General features: G+C 46.9%; 10 protein-coding genes. 4 read left to right on the plus strand and 6 right to left on the minus strand.

Going from position 1 to position 18,589, the window contains the following annotated elements; translation table 11 throughout:
• Window positions 1–38 precede the first annotated feature (38 nt).
• The 6 genes from HMPREF9447_RS22330 to HMPREF9447_RS22355 all read right to left on the minus strand — a co-directional run bounded on the left by HMPREF9447_RS22330 (window position 39) and on the right by HMPREF9447_RS22355 (window position 12,351).
• A complete protein-coding gene (locus tag HMPREF9447_RS22330) occupies window positions 39–4,676 on the minus strand; it encodes a translocation/assembly module TamB domain-containing protein (protein WP_044138530.1) in 4,638 nt (1,545 codons plus the stop codon).
• Between the two features lie 90 nt (window positions 4,677–4,766).
• Window positions 4,767–6,317, minus strand: coding sequence for an ATP-binding protein (locus HMPREF9447_RS22335; RefSeq protein WP_009132062.1), 1,551 nt, complete (start codon window positions 6,315–6,317; stop codon window positions 4,767–4,769).
• Between the two features lie 114 nt (window positions 6,318–6,431).
• The gene (locus HMPREF9447_RS22340) at window positions 6,432–8,795 is read right to left on the minus strand and encodes a hybrid sensor histidine kinase/response regulator (protein WP_009132063.1); all 2,364 of its coding nucleotides are present in this window, start codon (window positions 8,793–8,795) and stop codon (window positions 6,432–6,434) included.
• 6 nt (window positions 8,796–8,801) lie between these two features.
• On the minus strand, window positions 8,802–10,136 hold the full coding sequence (locus HMPREF9447_RS22345; protein WP_009132064.1) for an MATE family efflux transporter: 1,335 nt from the start codon (window positions 10,134–10,136) through the stop codon (window positions 8,802–8,804).
• 41 nt (window positions 10,137–10,177) lie between these two features.
• The gene (locus HMPREF9447_RS22350) at window positions 10,178–11,410 is read right to left on the minus strand and encodes a M16 family metallopeptidase (protein ID WP_009132065.1); all 1,233 of its coding nucleotides are present in this window, start codon (window positions 11,408–11,410) and stop codon (window positions 10,178–10,180) included.
• A gap of 101 nt (window positions 11,411–11,511) precedes the next feature.
• Entirely contained in the window at window positions 11,512–12,351 is an 840-nt protein-coding gene (locus tag HMPREF9447_RS22355; protein ID WP_009132066.1) for a peptidylprolyl isomerase, read from the minus strand.
• A gap of 91 nt (window positions 12,352–12,442) precedes the next feature.
• Here HMPREF9447_RS22355 and HMPREF9447_RS22360 point away from each other — a divergent pair, with 91 nt between their 5' ends.
• The 4 genes from HMPREF9447_RS22360 (at window position 12,443) to HMPREF9447_RS22375 (ending at window position 18,576) form a co-directional block, all read left to right on the plus strand.
• On the plus strand, window positions 12,443–13,801 hold the full coding sequence (locus HMPREF9447_RS22360) for a sigma-54-dependent transcriptional regulator (RefSeq protein WP_009132067.1): 1,359 nt from the start codon (window positions 12,443–12,445) through the stop codon (window positions 13,799–13,801).
• A 267-nt stretch (window positions 13,802–14,068) separates the two neighbouring features.
• The gene (locus tag HMPREF9447_RS22365) at window positions 14,069–14,326 is read left to right on the plus strand and encodes a hypothetical protein (RefSeq protein WP_009132068.1); all 258 of its coding nucleotides are present in this window, start codon (window positions 14,069–14,071) and stop codon (window positions 14,324–14,326) included.
• Window positions 14,327–14,508: 182 nt separating this feature from the next.
• A complete protein-coding gene (locus HMPREF9447_RS22370; protein WP_009132069.1) occupies window positions 14,509–17,241 on the plus strand; it encodes a TonB-dependent receptor in 2,733 nt (910 codons plus the stop codon).
• A 21-nt stretch (window positions 17,242–17,262) separates the two neighbouring features.
• Window positions 17,263–18,576: a DUF4876 domain-containing protein gene (locus HMPREF9447_RS22375; RefSeq protein WP_009132070.1), complete on the plus strand. Its 1,314-nt coding sequence runs from the start codon at window positions 17,263–17,265 to the stop codon at window positions 18,574–18,576.
• Window positions 18,577–18,589 lie beyond the last annotated feature (13 nt).

The following is an 18,589-nucleotide window of genomic DNA, read 5'->3' on the forward strand; positions in this document are numbered from 1 at the left end:
CAGGCGTAATTATTCGCCCCTACAAGTTATCATTCATGTTATTCACTGACCGGCTCTATTTTCTTCTTCCTTTTGAAAATGAATAACTCACTCAGCTTGTCCATCTTACGGCGGAGCACAAGCCCAACACCCGTCTCAGTGATTTCACCATCAAGCACACTTTCATAGTTCTTGTTGTGGAAGACGCGAACGTAACGCGTTCCACTATTATCCAGTCGATATTCCAGTGAGATATTATCGATAAACGACTCAACGTCATTCGTGGCATTAGCACCGCTGGACACTTTTCCACCGATAATAACCTGCACACGGTCATTAAAGAAACGTTGCGAATAACGGAAACTATAATCCGTTTGCTTATCACCTGTTTCGGCAGCGGTACGGTCCTCAATGCCAACGCTGAGGGAGGCATTCTTAAGGTTTCCTGTTAATGAATTAATCTGGCTTTGCAGTACACTGTTCAATGCAGAGCCCATAGTCAGACCACCGCCTTTTCCACTATTGTACAAATACATACCTGTGGCAAGCATGGTGATGGCCTGTTTACTTCGTTCGTCTGCACTCATTGCCACCAGTTCATTCTGCACGCTGGCATCCTCGGGTGCGCTGAGGTTGAAACTCAGGTCGGGGTTTTCCAGACTGTTCTTAATACTGATGGACACATCGAAGTTTACCATGCGCGAGCCACTATTGTCATCGCCATCGGAGACGGAAGCGCGGACACGTTCCGTGGCAGTCAGGTTCAGTTTGGGGTTCATCGGATTCCCCGTCCAGTCCACATAACTACCATTGGTGAACTGGAACTCTTTCAAAGGAATAACAGGCAAAGCGTACTTCATCATACCACCAATTAAGGTGTAACGACCGGACAATGTGAGATCTCCTTGCGGAGTATATTGCAGATTCAAGTCTCCTCCACCCTCAAGTTCCACACGGCTGCTGCGGTCGGGACTGAGGTCGGCACGCAAGCGCACAGCATCGTCAATATGCACGGACATCAACATATCCATACCACCGAGGGACATTGTAGGCACTTCAGCCTGCTGCACCGAAGTGGTGTCCGTGAAAGAAGTGAACTTCACAAGTTCACCCAAACGGTCTTCCACCGTCAACGGAGAATCGGTCAGCACATAAGTCACATCCGTATTGCCCAGCAGATTCATGTTCCCACGCATAGTCAACGCATCAAGCGGACCACGCACAGTGGCATTCAAGTCGACAAAGATTTTACCGTAGAGCATGCTTTCCTTGGTACGGGGCGCATCAAGCAAAGTATAATTTTGGGCGCGCAGATTCAGCTTTGCGGTCGGCTTCTCCATATTGCGGAAGTCTACATTACCGTCTATCGTAAAGGGATTACGACTGGTGGTGTATATGGCAAACTTATTAAATACAAGCTGATTGTCTTCTATCCTCAGCGGACGGTTATCGAACCAGTAGCGTGCACCTGCCTGGCGGGCATAGACCGATACGCTATCCAGCGAAAGTTCTCCGCTCAACTTCGGCTTTTCCATAGCACCACTGATGTAGAGACCTCCGTCAATGTCACCTGTGAGGGCGACCATGCGGTCAGGAATGAAAGCATTAGCGAGAGAGAGCGGGAAATGTTCGAAGGTGGTGTTGACATCGATGGAATCGCGCCCGCTCTTCTGCGTCAGCACGGCGTCGGCAGTCAATACTTCCTGATCTCCCGAACGGAAATAAGCATTTAGGTAATGAGTACCCGCATCACCCGGCAACCATGTGGCACCCAGTCCGATATTACCTACCGGTTGGCGTTCGTAAGTCAGGTTTTCCACACCGGCTTCTGCCGATACTTGCAGTGAAGTAGCCGTCTGTATATAGTTTGCTTCTGCTGAGAAAAGTCCTGTTATCCGTGGCATATAAGGCAGGATACCACTCAGTTTATCCAAGCGGAAACGGACTAATTCCAGATTGATGTTCTGCAAAGAAACGGTGTCCGATCTGTCGGACTGCATACGAAAACAGAGACCGTCATTACTGTCCATATCCACATTGGCATAGACGCGCATATTCTTATGCAAGTAAATCCAGTCGTTGCCATCCACAAAGTGAAACTTCTGGAAAGCGATGATAGGTTCGGCAGGCGTCAGACGGAAGGCAATGCCATTGCCTCTGCCTCTCCCTTCGATGAGTGGACGGGCATTAATACCAAGATCAAGCCCTGTGTCACCCTTATCATCTACATAGTTCAAAGTCAGTTCCGCATCGTCATTACGAATTTCACCGGTCAACGTGCTACGGAATACGACCTGAGGATTCTTCGGACCATTGATAACGCCACCCTGCAACTTCATGCGGGCAGTATCCTGACTAATAGCAAAGAAGATGGTGTCCAACTGCAAAGAGTCCATGCGCAAACCGTGTATAGCAGTGCGACCGTTAATACCTCGCCGGGGTGTAGTGCCAAATCGCAAAGTTAAATCATTGAAAGAAATATCCTTCGTTGCCAGAAAGTAACTGACGGGGTTTTGCTGACCCGCTTTCAGCTGCATGCCTGCCGAGGGCAATGCACGCCGCAGTTCGGCATGATCGAGTTGTTTCTGCTCTATTTGTTTAGTGAGAAGTGTGGCAAAGGCGGTACCTTGATCCAGCAGTTTCTTCAAGGTACTGCGAGCACGGAACTGGAAATCAAGGTCACCAGCATCCAGTTTCATCTTAATAGAGTCGTGGCGTGCTTCTGCACCAAGACTGAAAGCAATAGGATGACTCAACGGTTTAGGAGAAATGCCCAACTCATATAAGCCAACTTCTTCCACATTCATATCAATTCTACCATCCAGATACTTACGATCCAGATGCATATCAGCATCCGCCCGCATCTTCAACAGAGGATTATCACTTGCCAGATGTACGGTAGCGAGAGCAGATTTCAGTCCTGCTGTCAGGTCTATGCCAGAGACATTCCAATGACCATATTGTAACTCGCTGAGAGATGCTTTCAAGATAGCCGTAGTGTGATGATTGGCGGGATCGAAACCCTGGCCTTTTGCAGCAACCTTTGCCGAAAGAGTATAAATAGAGTCTTTGGGTAGGAAATGATGTAGTTGCAGGGCATCTATACTGAAATCGGCTTGATAGGCTTCTGTGGCGGTATTATAGTGAGCCAGCAGATTCAGTATACCTTCGCTTTCTTGCAATTTCAATGTGGCGTCATACTTGGGACCATCCATACCAAGACGCGCTTTCAGGTGCATACTGTCCGGCACTACAATGGAACCATCCGGGGTGAGACCTGTCAACCCTGTGAGGAAATTCAGGTTCTGTGTACGAATGTCGAAGTCAATACTTCCGTTTCGCGTCAGACTATCAGTGAGATTCCATATTTCGCCGCCACCGTCCAGGGTAAAAGCGCCCGGCAGGTCGATGTTAAAGCGAGAAATCTGCATTTGCTTGAAGTTACCCTCTGTGCCGGCACGGATGACGAGTGGGCGGAAGGGATAGGCTTCTTTAAAAGTTTCGGGCAGCCCACCGGCAAAAAGCAGAACATCTTGCTTGCCGATGCGGGCATTGAAACGAGCGGTCAATCGCCCGGTAGTGGGGATATCCACCAGTTCCCAATAAGTTTGTGCGGTGAAGTCCATCTCGCTGTGCGGAGTAAGTAGGCGCAAGTAGGGCACCTGTATCACAGTGGAGTCAGCAAACACACGTCCCGTCAGTGAAGTGACGCTCAGACCGGAACGCTCGCTCATGGAAAATTCGCGAATAACGGCGTTAATATTATGTCCGGCATAAAGCACGGAATCTACACCAATTTGTATATCCCGCAAAGCGATGTGTGAAGCATCGAAACCCGGAGTAGGCTTCACGATGGTGCTATCGGCGTTTGCAAGACTACCTGTATCAATAAGGCTATTCAGTGCATTGACAAGCCGGTTGCCTGTATCATAATTCACAGATGTACCGCTGAGTTGGAATTGCCTGAAGCCATAAATCTGACGCCCGAGGTCGGCGGTGGCATCATCTATCTCCGCTTCGCCTAAGCGAGCTGCAAGGTTCATAGAATCAAGCGGCATCTGCAGGTCTACGGAGACGTTTTTCAATGCCAGTTTGTGCAACGCCACTTTCCAGTTGAGGGCAGTGGTAGTGGTATCCGGCTCGGTAGTAGTGGTGTCATTCATCACTACCAGCATGTGAGTATCGCTCAATTCTATACGGTTGAGGACGGCATCTTCCGTCTTCAGATTAATTCCGTGGCTTTCAAGGAAGAAGCGTCCCAACACACCTTTCAGTTGCATACCCTCTATCAGATTGGCAGAGTTCAAAGAAACGCCTTTCAGCGTTACTTCGTCCACCTCTACCTGTCCTCGTATCAAGGGCCATGCCTGAACACGCACGTTCAGACTTTCGAGCAACAGCAACGTGTCGGAAACCTGTTCCAAAGCAAGGGAGTCACCAGGAACGGAAGGTACCTGTTTGCCTGTCTGCACAGGCTGAATAACCTGCACGCCACGCACCAATAAGTTCAGCGGGAAGCGGAGATCAATTCGCTGGACGGATATATCCATACCCGTAGCGTCGGATACGATGGCAGTCGCCTGTTTACGTATCAGGTTTTGTACGGGAGGCACATAAAGCAATACCATCAGTATTACAAATAATATAATCGGAGTGAGCAGTATCCACACTACCCATTTTATCCATTTTCTTCTCATGAGAGTATCATTCGATAGTCAGTGTTTAAATCGTTACAAAGTAAACAAATTCTCTCGACATTTGGTTGTTACATAAGAGAAAAAGGCTATTTATTCCACTATCCAGCGTTCTATATTCCGGATTTTATTATTAAAGTTTACTCCTATTTTGAAGACACGGCGCTGATTGGTGGCAAAAGAAAGCGCATGTTTCTCTTCATTCATCTGTGCCACCACCTCTTCAGCCGTACCTTCCGGCATGAACTTCATAATGTAAATGTAGCTGTCTGTTTGCAGTATGAGATCAATACACTCCTTACTACTATGATATTCAACCTCGATAGAAAAACTCATAAGGCGAAAAACAACGAAGAGCATGTTCCGGCAGTGCAGTTCCGAAGCGCATGCAAGTCCATGAGGCGTGCCTGCAAAAAAGCTTTGCAAACGGTGGAAGAAAGCATTAGGCTGCCCCATGCGCACTTCATGCACACACTTCTGTATCTCGAACGCCGCTTCCGTTTTATTGAAGCGTGTGTGGAATGATAACAGAAAGTTCATAAACCCCTGTTCTACTTCACAGTCCGGGAAGCCCAAGGTGCAGAGTTTCAGGCTGGGATCGTAATCTCTGATGGTAAGATACCCGGTCTGGTAAAATACAGATACTGGATTATCGGATGAAGCATGTATCCCCATCAACACACTTTCGGGAACTCCTATATTCAGAATCTCATCCAAATCATAAGAGGACTTTTTCAACAATTCAGTAAGGTAGGCCGATGCATCGGTTATCAACCGGTAATTCCCAAATGCCTTACTCTTTAAAGCATTAAACAGACTAAACGGATTATATACCTCCAAAGCATCGTGTCCGAAGTGGTATCCACCATAATGTTTCCGCAATTCGGCATACGCTTCGGCCGGTGTAATCTCTCTTGCAGTCGCCAGTTTATTGATTTCAGAGGTGAAATTATCGCGCAACTCTTGCTCGCTAATGCCGCAGATGTCCGCATACTCAGTCTGCATGGAGATATCAATCATATTGTCCAGACCACTAAAAGCACCAGAATCGCCCATCCGGGAGGTTCCGACCAGCAGGGTAAATTCAATATGCTCATCAGCATTCTTCGTCACACAATAAAAGGCTTCCAGCATATTACGAAAACTTTCACACAGCGTTTCGTTGCCCATAGCGTCAAGTACGGGCTTGTCATATCCATCTACTAAAATGACTACCCGCTGTCCTTCTTTGAGGCAGGCTTGCTCTATAATCCCCGCAAAGCGTATGGGTAATGACTTTTCTACAGTCTCCGTCCCATAACGTTTTTCCCACTCTGCCAACGTTCCATTCAGCTGATTCTCCAAACTATCCTGTGTATCATACTTCTGTACACTCAAATCCAGATGCAGCACAGGGCGCACCGTCCACTCCTTTTCCAAAGTTTCTATGGCAAGGCCTTCGAATAGCTCTTTTTTGCCGAGAAAGAAAGCTTCCAGCATGCTCACAAGCAGACTCTTCCCGAAACGACGCGGACGGTGAAGGAAGTAGTGACTGCCCGCATTTATCATTTTATAAATCTGTGCAGTCTTATCTACATAGAAGTAGCCTTCGCTCCGCAATTTCCCGAAGCCCCGAATGCCAACCGGATATTTATTTTCGCTCATAATACTCTGAATTTATTCATTTTAGACAAAGATACGCCTTTATAATGGAATAGTAACCTTTTTCCGGCAGATAGATTTCAGCCAGATAAAGCAGAAGCCAACAATGAATCTATTTTACTTACAAAGAAGTTTCACTGCCTGTGCTATTATTTCATCTATAAGTTTAAGTGCCAAGAGGGATTTACCCTCTATCTGTTCATTGAAAAGTACCCCGCGAGAAGCTTCAAGTTCTTTCAGCAAGCCCACAAGCTCGCTGGCACCCAGTAGTGTAAAGAGAGGAAGCATTTTATGCCCCATAGCAGCAACCCCGTCCGCATCTTCGGTTTCCAGCGCCTGCTGCAAGCGACCGGCATTCAGGCGTGTTTCAGTAACGAAACTTTCCAGAATAGATTTTGCTGCGTCAGGGTCATCACCGGAAAAGACAGTGAGAGATTCAAAATCTAAGACTTTATTAAGTGGAGTGTGGAGTGTGGAGAGTAAAGAGTCAGCTGCGCTATCAAATGCACCATTCACTTCTCCCGCCTCTTCTACTTTCAATTCTTGAAGCAGTTCAGTTACAGTGAATGGCTTGTGCAGGCATCCTACGAAGCCGTGTTTCAGAAACTCTGCGCGCTGCATATCACTACGGGCAGTAACAGCAACCACCGGAATAGTTTTAGCCTGGGGAATATTTGAAGCCCGCAACAGGTTTAATAAGTCGAACCCATTAAGTGCAGGCATCTGCACATCTGTAAGTAGCACATCGAAAGTATCGGTGCGCAAGGCATCCAACACCTCGTCCAGTTGCAAACAAGTAACGGAAGTTATGCCGCTTTGGGATAGCATGGCAGATGTAAGGGTAAGCTGGATGCGATCATCGTCAATAAGAAGAATGTGGAGGGATGAAGAATTAGGAATAAAGAATGAAGAATTACCTAGCGGTGTAACTGCGCAGCCCGATTCTTCATTCTTCATTCCTAATTCTTCATTTTTATCCAGAGTTACCGGATATAAGGGTACCCGAAGCGTAAACGTACTTCCTTTTCCAAACACGCTATCCACATCTATGCTCCCCTCCAGCAACTGCACCAACATGCGGACAATAGATAATCCCAATCCGAAACCTTCTTCTCCTTGTGCTCCCGGCAGGCGGATAAATTCCTGGAAAATACGTTCGCGATCGCCCGGCTCCATACCTTTCCCCGTATCTATAACAGAGAGTTTCAGGTGATTGCCGGAGAAAGACGGGTCACCCTTCGGCACAAAACAGGCTGCCAACGTAATGCTACCCTCCGAAGTGAACTTCACGGCATTGGAAAGCAAGTTATTTACAATCTGGCGCAAGCGCAACGGGTCACTGATAAACGTACCTTTCAACTCAGGGTCTATGTCGCATTTCAAGGATAGCCCCTTGGCAGAAGTCAGCGGTTCGAAGCTGACATAGATTTCTTCCAGCAGGCGTGCGGGATGGAAAGTAACACGGTTAATCTCGGCTTTATTCAAGTCAAGGCGATGAAAGTCGAGTAAGTCGGTAACCAGTTTCAGAAGATGTTCTGAAGAGGTTTTCATATTATCGAGATAGAAGCGTTGCCGCCCATCTACAGTGAGACGTGAAAGCAGGTCGGCATACCCCATGATGGAACCTAAGGGGGCTTTGAAGTCGTGGGTGATGGCAAGCATCAGCTTTTCGCGAGAGGCGAGCAGTTCCTCAGCAAAGCGATTGGCTTCTTCCAGTTGGCGGCGGTAACGGTTGCTACGGGTAATATCACGCCAAATCATGACAAGGAAGATGACGGACAACAATACAGCTCCCGCAGCAATACCCGAAATGATGGTTGCGGAACGGTGACGCACCGCCTTCTGATACTCGGCTTCTTCACGGGCACGAAGCAAGGTTTCCTGTTCGTATCCTTTCAACAAACTATCGATGCGAGCAGTCAGTGCATGGTCAAGGCGTTGCAGATTCCGCTTGCGGCGCTGTACAATACTATTGGTTTCTTTCTTCTGGCGGGCAGCAAGGAGCAACTTCTCATGCAGGGAGTCAGCAGGGTTATAGGCATCGAGAATGGTATCGGTTGCTACTTCAAGGGTAGTCTGCACCTGAAGTGCACTATCTTTCTTAGGTGGTACGAAAACTTCACCCAAACGGCGAAAGAAACCTTTCTTTTTGGGCTGTGTCAAGACAGTGTCGCGGCGAGCAATGACTCGGCGTTGCACACGTTGCTGAGTAATCACAGTATCCTGTTCGGCAATGATTTGCTCCACCTCACGGGCGGAAATCATGCTGTCGTTCGCTTCGCTCAGTGTGCGCAACAGGCGGACGGTGTTTGCATCTTTCTCTCGCAGAAGACCTATCAAGCTATCTGTTCGCAGGATGTCGCTGTTGTCGGAACTCATAAGATTCTCCATCTCCCTATGCACAAAGAACAGGGAATAAAGCAAAACTGCAAGCAGAACAGCGTAGCCGGCAGCTATCTTCTTCTTGGAGACATTATTCATAATTATTTATTTCGTCTTATACCGAAACCGTAGCCAAAGCATGATGCCCGCTGTGGTAAGCCCGAACGGAAACGCCATCCAGACACCGACCGTTCCCCAACCCAACACGAAACCGCAGAAATATCCTACAGGCAAAGATATAACAAAATAGGAAATAAATGCAATGAACATCATAGGTTTTACGTCTGCAATGCCACGCAGGGCATTGGCAAAACTGATCTGCAAGCCGTCGCCGAACTGGTAAACAAGGAATGGCAGAAACAGGGAAGATACCATAGCGGAAACCTCCAGGCTATCTGTGAACCAACCTCCCACTCTGCTGCGGAACAAGAATACAATACTCAAAAGCACCACTGCCATTGCCATAATCAAATGAAAGCCGGCATATGCCGAACGGCGGACATTCACCTTATCATTCTGTCCCTTGAAGTTGCTTACACGAACGGCAACTGCCGCCCCCATACCGTAGAACATCATAAAGGTGAACTGGGAGATGGTAAGCATAATCTGATGGGAAGCCAAAGCAATGGTACCCAGCCAGCCTACCATGATAGTGCTGAGACTAAATGAAGCCGTCTCCATCCCCATCTGCAAACCGACAGGCCAGCCCAGTGCATTGAGTCTCCTGAACATCTGTTTCGACCAACCCAGACGGAAAAAGCCCGCTTTATACTTCAGAAACCTGCGGCTACGAAAGACGATGAGTGCAAACACAATGACCATGACTATACGCGAGAACAGAGTACTGATACCTGCACCCAACAATCCCCACTCCGGAAAACCGAACTTACCGTAAATCAATGCATAGTTGCCAATAATATTCAATGCATTTCCGCCAAGAAGTACCCACATGGCAGTCTGAGTATTGGTGATGCCATCAGTGAATTGCTTGAAGCCATTGAAGAGCATAACGAATACCAGTGATGCCAACAGTATAAGAAAGTAGGGTTTTATCAAAGGAATCAGTTCCTCCGGCTGCCCCATACGCTCCACATTGAAGTAAACGATAGTCATGATAAGCGTCAGCAATAAAGCAACCAATACATTGGCAAGCAGGCTGGAGCGTAAGGCTTGTCCAGCTTCCATGAAGCGACGGTTACCATAGAGTTCGCCGACCACAGGCGTCAGTCCATAAGAGAAACCGGTGCTGAAAATGATACAAAGGGTAAAGAGATTGTTGGTGAAAGAAGCAGCAGCTAACTCCGCTGTGCTATGATGTCCCACCATCAAAGTATCGGCAAAACCAAGGATTATGACACCCAGCTGGCCAATGACAATAGGGAGACCTAAATAAAACAAGGCACGATAATGGCCTTTGTATGTATCAATTAGTTTCTTCATAAATGTTTAGTTATTGAGAATAATAATACAGAAGACTATCACTATTCTTTCTTATAATATAGCACCACGGAGTTTTCCTCCCGGAAAGCCTCCTGCGCCACCCGTTTCAACTGTTCTGCCGTCACAGCGCGATATTGCTCCACTTCACGATCTATGTCTTCTGCCTGTCCGGTCAGTTCAAACCATGCTAGGTTCGTAGCAACATTCAGATAATTGATATTTCCGAAAATCTGCGTGGACTCAAATTTATTCTTTACTTTCTCCAGTTCCTGTTCCTCTATTACCGTCTGCTGCAACTCTTCCAATTCCTTACGCACAGCAGCCTCAGCCGCTTCCAGCGACACACCTGCCGCCGGCTTTCCACTGATATGCAATAGTCCCGCATCGCGTGTGCCTGAAATATAGGCATCGATGCTGGAGAACAATTTCTGTTCCTGCACCAGGCGGCGGTTCAGGCGACTGGAGCGTCCGTTGCTGAGAATGTCCGACAGGATGTCGAACGCATAATAATCGGGATGTTGGCGACTACACATATGATAGGCCATAAAGAGCGCATCCAAAGGAACAGGGCGCTCTACTACCTGTCTGCGGGCTTCCGTTTGTACGGCTTCCTGTGGCAATTGCCTCACAGGCACATCCCTGTGGGGTATCGACCCAAACCATTTCTCCGTCAGCCTGACAGTTTCTTCCCATGAAATGTTTCCGGTGACGGCCAGCACAGCATTGTTAGGGGCATAAAAGCGGTAGAAGAATGCTTTTACCTCTTCAAGCGTGGCTTGCTCAATATGCGATAAATCCTTGCCAATAGTGGGCCAGCGATACGGATGCACCTGATAAGCCAACGGACGGATGAGATGTCCCACATCCCCGTAAGGCTGGTTCAGACAACGCTGTTTGAACTCCTCCATTACCACACCACGCTGCACTTCGAGGCTTTGCTTGCTGAATGCCAATTCTAACATACGATCGGCTTCGAGCCAGAAACCAATCTCCACATTCGATTTAGGAACAGTGAGGTAATAGTTCGTAACGTCATTGTTCGTCCAGGCGTTGTTCTCGCCTCCTGCCGATTGCAGGGGAGCATCATAATCAGGAATATTCACGGAACCACCGAACATCAGATGTTCGAACAAATGGGCAAAACCGGTATGTTCGGGATGCTCATCGCGGGCACCCACATCGTAGACGATATTCAGTGCTACCATTTGCGTGCTGAGATCCTCATAATGCACCAGACGCAAGCCGTTATTAAGAGTTCGTTTATTTATCTTCATGCTCTAAGAGAAAAAACACAAATTACGCAAATTGCACAAATAACACGCCACGCTATACTCGCAGGGAAAGATTTGTGCAATTTGCGTAATTTGTGTTCCGATTATTTTATCACAGTCACCTTTTTAATCTTCACATCCTCTTCCGGACGGTCACTACGGTCAGTCTTCACCTTCTGAATCTTATCTACCACATCCATGCCCTCAATAACCTCGCCGAACACAGTATATTCACCATCCAGATGCGGAGTACCACCTACTGTAGTATAAGCCTTCACTTGTTCCGGCGTAAAGTGGAATTCCGGTTGCTTGGCAACTTCTGCCTCAGCCTGTGCAAACAGTGTATCCTGTAAGTTCATCAATCCATCCTGATCATTCTCCTTACGCATCTTATAAATTTCCTTCATATGCTTCTGTGCCAAAGTATTGAACACATTTGTCAGGCGATTCTGATTCATTTGATTCTCCATGCCCAACAGCGTAGTATCACTGTATGCCTTGCCTGTCACAATATAGAACTGACAACCGGAAGACTCCTTATTTGGATTCACATTATCACCTTGGCGTGCAGCAGACAATGCACCTTTCTTATGGAAATACTTCGGATAAACAAACTCGGCCGGGATCGTATAACCTACATCGCCCGCTCCCAACATCTTGCCTTTCGGAGCATCCTTTGAGTCTGGGTCGCCAGCCTGTATCATAAAGTCCTTGATGACACGGTGAAACAACGTCCCTTCATATGTTCCCTGTTCCGCCAGTTTGATGAAGTTATCACGATGCTGCGGCGTCTCGTTATACAGTTTCACGATGATGTCACCGGCAGATGTTTCAATCTTTAATTTAGTTTCTTCACTCATATCTCTATCTTTCTTTTGTCCCGACTGGCAGGCTGTTACGCTGCAAATCAGTATGGTTAATATTACGATAAAATTCTTCTTCATAACGCTTTTTATTAAAATTAAGTTTGCAAATATACGATTTTCAGGCAAAACGGTTTACCTTTGTGTCTTAAAAGAGACAAAAGTTAAGGCAATGAAATCTATACTCATCGTTGAAGACGACATTACTTACGGCATGATGCTGAAAACCTGGTTAAGCAAAAAAGGCTTTCAGGTAACTTCCGCCAGCAGTATCGCCCGCGCCCAGAAACATCTGGAAACGGAGGGTGCCGACTTGATTTTGTCCGACCTGCGTCTGCCCGACAAGGACGGCATCGATCTATTGAAGTGGTTAGGAATCCAGGGGATGTCCATCCCACTCATCATGATGACGAGCTATGCCGACATCCAGTCGGCCGTGCAAGCCATGAAGTTGGGCGCCAGCGATTACGTTGCCAAACCGGTGAATCCAGACGAACTTCTGAAGAAAATAGGCGAAGCAATGAAGCGACCATCTGTTTCACCCAAACAGACCATCTATTCTGAAAAAGGAGATAATACCCGTTCACAACCCTCAGAAGGCACTCCCTCTTCCGATTATCTGGAAGGAGAAAGCGATGCTGCTAAACAACTATATAATTATGTAAGGCTGGTTGCTCCCACCACCATGTCGGTACTCATCAACGGTGCCAGCGGAACGGGAAAAGAATACGTAGCCCACCGCATCCACCAACTCAGCAAGCGTGCCGGACAACCTTTTGTTGCTATCGACTGCGGCTCTATCCCCAAGGAACTTGCCGCTTCGGAATTCTTCGGGCACGTGAAAGGCTCGTTTACCGGAGCACTGACGGACAAGACAGGTGCTTTTGTTGCTGCCAACGGCGGAACTATCTTTCTGGATGAGATAGGTAATCTCAGTTATGAGGTGCAGATACAACTGTTGCGTGCCTTACAGGAACGGAAAATCCGTCCGGTAGGCTCTAATAAGGAAATCACCGTAGATATACGTTTAGTTTCGGCTACCAATGAAGACTTGGAGCAGGGCATCGAGAAAGGAACCTTCCGCCAGGATCTGTTCCACCGAATCAATGAGTTCACCTTGCGCATGCCCGAACTGAAAGACCGCAAGGAAGATATTCTTCTCTTTGCAAACTTCTTCCTTGACCAAGCAAACCGGGAGCTGGATAAACAACTCATTGGTTTTGATGACGCAGCATCCAAAGCTCTTCTGGAATATCACTGGCCGGGTAATCTCCGTCAGATGAAGAACATCGTGCGCCGTGCTACTCTGTTGGCACAAGGCAAAATCATCACCCCAAATGAACTAACTGAACTTCAAGAGCCTATCCATACGCAAATAGGTTTACCCCTACGCAATGAGGAAACAGAAAAACAGAAGATCATCGAGGCATTGCGGCAAACGGGAAACAATAAAAGTCGGGCAGCACAGTTGCTGGGCATTGACCGAAAGACGCTGTACAATAAGTTAAGTCTATATGATATAGATTTATAATCCCACAATACTCTCTCTCAGAAGCAGACTACCACAGTGTGGAATTTTTCCACAGTTGTTTCTACACTTTCCACACAATTCCACACTGTGCCACACTTCATACATTTACTAATCGCAATGATAATCAATCACTTGCCTATCACCAATTCCTCTTGGCACAACCTTTGCAACTATTTACATGTAAGCGCCAAGCTTCCCCAAAAAGAGGAAACCTAAACTTTAAACTTAGAAATATATAATAGTATAACACTTAAAAAGCAAATGATTATGAAAAAGTTAGTATTAGTAGCAGCCCTGTTTATGTTTGTTTGTGGTGGTTCTTTCGTGGCAAACGCTCAGGATCCCGTGAAGACTCAGCAACCGGCAACGGAAAAGACTGATGAACCTAAGGCTACCGAGCCTGCCAAGGAAGAACCCAAAGCAGAACAACCGAAAGCTGAAGAGCCCAAAGCTGACCAACCAAAAGCTGAGACTCCCGCCAAGGATGCTCCTGCAACGGAAACACCTGCACAGCCTGCCGAATAATAGTAAGCACACTGACCACAAAAGCCGCTCCCTACTTGTCTATTCTGGGGAACGGCTTTTGTCGTTTCTACCCAATACCTATTTATAAGTAGCAGATTCTACAACTTCGTATACAAATTACCTACATATAGCGATTTCCTACACTTCCCATTCTCCATAACTTTGCAAACAAATCCATAGAGATGTTTCGCAAAGTTTTTTATATCATAACGATACTGTTTATCAATCATTTGTCTGCCTCTGCCCAACATGGTTACACCCTCACCGGAACTATACAAGATGCGCAGAGCAAAGAGCCTTTAAGTTTTGCCACCATTCAGTTGCAAGCAACGAACAAAACCTGGTACGGTGCTCTCAGTGACCAGAACGGACGATATTCTTTCACCAAATTAGCCGCCGGAGAATATACAGCAACCGTTTCTTATTTGGGATACGACAAGCTGACAAAGACTTTTTCTATCTCCCAAAATACAACTTTGTCTTTCCAGCTCACTTCATCGGCTATGGCGCTGAATGAAGTAGTAATCACCGCTTCGGAGTCGAAAGGATTGACCAGTGCGTCAAAGATAGACCGCAGGGCAATGGAGCATCTGCAACCGACAAGTTTCACTGACTTGCTGGAATTACTTCCCGGCGGAAAGTCTGTTGACCCGAATATGGGCAATGTTAATCTGATAAAAATCCGTGAAGCTGGAAACACCAGCGAGACTATTGCTTCTTTGGGAGTAGGATTCGTTGTGGACGGTATGACAGTAAACACTGATGCCAACCTGCAATACCTACAAGGAACAAACCAGGGTGACAAAGAGTCCGTATCCAAAGGCGTAGACATGCGCACGCTTTCAACAGACAACATAGAAAGTGTGGAAATCATCCGAGGCATACCTTCTGTAGAATACGGCAACCTGACCGGAGGATTAGTGAACATCAAACGAAAATCAAGCGCCTCTCCCCTGACTGCACGTTTCAAAGCAGACCAGGTAAGCAAGCTATTCTCTGCCGGAAAAGGCTGGGCAATCAGCGGCACCAATGTCCTGAACCTGGACCTTAGTTATCTGGACTCGAAAGTAGACCCGCGCGACAGCCGTGAGAACTACAAACGCATTACCGCATCCGCCCGCCTGAATACCAACTACAAAGCAAAGATTGGTCACATAGACTGGCGAATCAACGCCGATTACACCGGCTCGTTCGACAATGTGAAGCGGGACAAAGATATTACTGTAAAGGAAGATTCTTACAAGTCCACTTATGATAAAATGACGCTGGGTGGCGAGTGGGTATTGAAACGCCCCGAACACTCATTCCTGCGCCAACTGCGTGCCAATGCATCCATTTCGCAAGAGCTCAGCCAGATTAAAGAACGGAAGTCCGTATCACTGGACCGCCCCACAGGTATTCCCAACAGCACGGAACAAGGAGAGGCGGACGGACTTTACCTTCCTTACAGCTATGTAGCCAATGTATTAGTAGACGGCAAGCCCTTCTATGCAAATGCTAAAATCATTGGAGATTTTGCCTTTAACTGGATGAAAAGCTCGCATACGCTGAAAGTTGGTGCGGAATGGAACTTCAGCAAGAATTTCGGAGACGGACAGGTGTACGACACCACCCGCCCGCTGAATACATCATCGACCACTCGTCCAAGAAGTTATAATGATATCCCTGCCCGGCAGGATGTATCTGTTTATGCAGAAGAACAAATGAAGCTACCTCTCGGCAAGCACGAACTGTTCCTCTCAGCAGGTATACGAGCCAATTCTTTGCTGGGGTTATCCGGCGACTACGCTATTCAAGGAAAAATATACCTCGACCCCCGCTTTAACCTGAAGTGGCAACTCCCTGCCCTGGGTGCCAATGAGGATTGGCTGATTGACATATCCGCCGGCATCGGCTGGTTGTCTAAACTTCCAACCACTGCACAGCTATATCCGGATGCCAGATATGTAGATGTAGTGCAACTGAACTACTATCATAACAATGCCGATTACCGGCGCATCAATATGATGACCTACAAATGGGATAATACGAACTATGACCTGGAGCCTGCACGCAACCAGAAGTGGGAAGTGCGCCTGAATGTGGCACATAAAGGGAATCTGTTCTCCGTCACCTATTTTCAGGAACGCATGAACAATGCTTTCCGCGATATTTCCTATTACCGCACACTGGCTTATAAAAAGTATGATACCTCTTCCATCAACTCTTCCGAACTGACCGGACCGCCCGCACTGGAAGGGCTAGCCTATGCTGAAGATACTTTAATCAACGCCTACAAAATGGCCGGAAACGGTACACGCGTACGTAAGCAGGGTGTGGAGTTCACTTTCTCGTCCCAACGTATCAAGCAACTGAAAACCAGATTCACCGTCACCGGTGCCTGGCTGAAAACGACCTATAGCAATAGCATGCCCGAATATAAAGAGTCATCCATCATACTGAACGGAGAGCAACTGCAATACGTAGGTCTGTATGATTGGGAAAGCGGTTCCACCAATGAAGTATTCAATACGAATGTCACTGCCGACACTTATCTGAACAGAATAGGAATGGCTTTTTCTGTGACAGCACAGTGCACTTGGTACACCGCCTCACAAAGCCTTTGGAACAACGGAACACCTGTGAGCTATGTGGATAAAGGAGGAAAGGTGCATCTCTTCACAGAGGCCGACGCAACGGACGTACAGTTGCAACATTTAGTAAACAAATATGCCGACGATTACTTCGACCGCAAAGTAGTGCCCTTTGAAATGGGCATCAACCTGAAAGCAACTAAAGAAATCGGGAAGTACATGCAACTCTCATTATTCGTGAACCGCTTGCTGAATGTAGCACCTATATATCACAGAGGTACGCGTGAAGTCAAGCGCATCTACAACCCATACTTTGGAATGGAAGCTAATTTAAGATTTTAACAAGTATAAAAACAATAGATTATGATGAAGAAAGTAAAGTATTTCGCATTGGTACTCCTGCTGGCAGGGGGCTTTGCAATGACTGGTTGTAGCGACGACGACGTTGCCACTACGCAGGTAGACATGGGATTAAATGTCATCAACAGTATCGGAAACGACCTGACCGTCAAAACGGGGACATACACGTTTACCAACATCAGCACCGGACTTGAAACAAGAGTTGATTACACCTCCACCCTGACCCGTGCAGCAGCTCAAAGCACATTGGCCACACTGACCGACGGTCTGTATAACGTAACTTTTATAGGTACTGCAAGTTATAGTTATACTGAAACTCAAATTATAACGAATGAAGACGGAGAAGAAGAAACAGTAGAAGTAACCAAAACCGCAGATGTTGACATTCAAGGTGCCAAGCAGAATATTGAAGTAAAAGGTGGAACCGTATCACTGGACCTGCCCGTCTATGTGCTGAACAAAGATGAGAAAGGCAATTTCGTTATTGCAGAAGTTTTTGCTGCCGGAACCCTGAATGCAGAAACAAACAAGCAGTATAACGGTGACCAATATATCCGTATACACAACAATTCTTCCGAAACGTTGTATGCCGACGGACTGGTATTACTCGAATCTAAATTCCTGACCGTTACGAAATGGGATTATACTCCGAACATCATGGAGGAAGCCATGACCGTACAAGTGATAGCAATGATTCCCGGAAACGGTACAGACTATCCGGTGTTGCCGGGAGAAAGCATCACCATCTGTGACAATGCAATGAACCATAAAGAAGCCAACCCCGGTTCGGCCGACCTGAGCAAGGCTGATTTTGAATGGTACACCCAGTCTACCAGCACTTCCAACCCCGATATAGACAATCCGGATGTGCCCAACCTGGATATGATGTACAATTACACCAAAACCGTTTGGGTATTGGCTAAACAAGGCAACAGAGCATATGCTATCGGACGTCTGCCGACAGGAATGACTTCTGAACAATACTTGGAAAATTATACCTACGACTATACTTATACACTGGCAACCGGAAACCAATCCAAAGTATTCACCGAATACAAATTCCCCAATAGCTGGATTATAGATGCTGTCAACATGAGTCCGAAGAATAAATATGTATGGAACGTGACAAGCATGGCACTGGATATGGGATATACTTATATAGGCGTGAACAGCACGATTGCCGAGAACTACGGTAAGGCAGTTGTTCGCAGAACAGCCTACACCACCGAAGACGGACGCAAAGTATTGCAGGATACCAATAACTCAAGCGTAGACTTTGAGCCTTCGGTACGCGCAACCCTCTTATCGGCCCAATAATTAAGAGATTAAG

This window comes from Bacteroides oleiciplenus YIT 12058 (assembly GCF_000315485.1).
GTDB classification, from domain to species: Bacteria; Bacteroidota; Bacteroidia; order Bacteroidales; family Bacteroidaceae; genus Bacteroides; species Bacteroides oleiciplenus.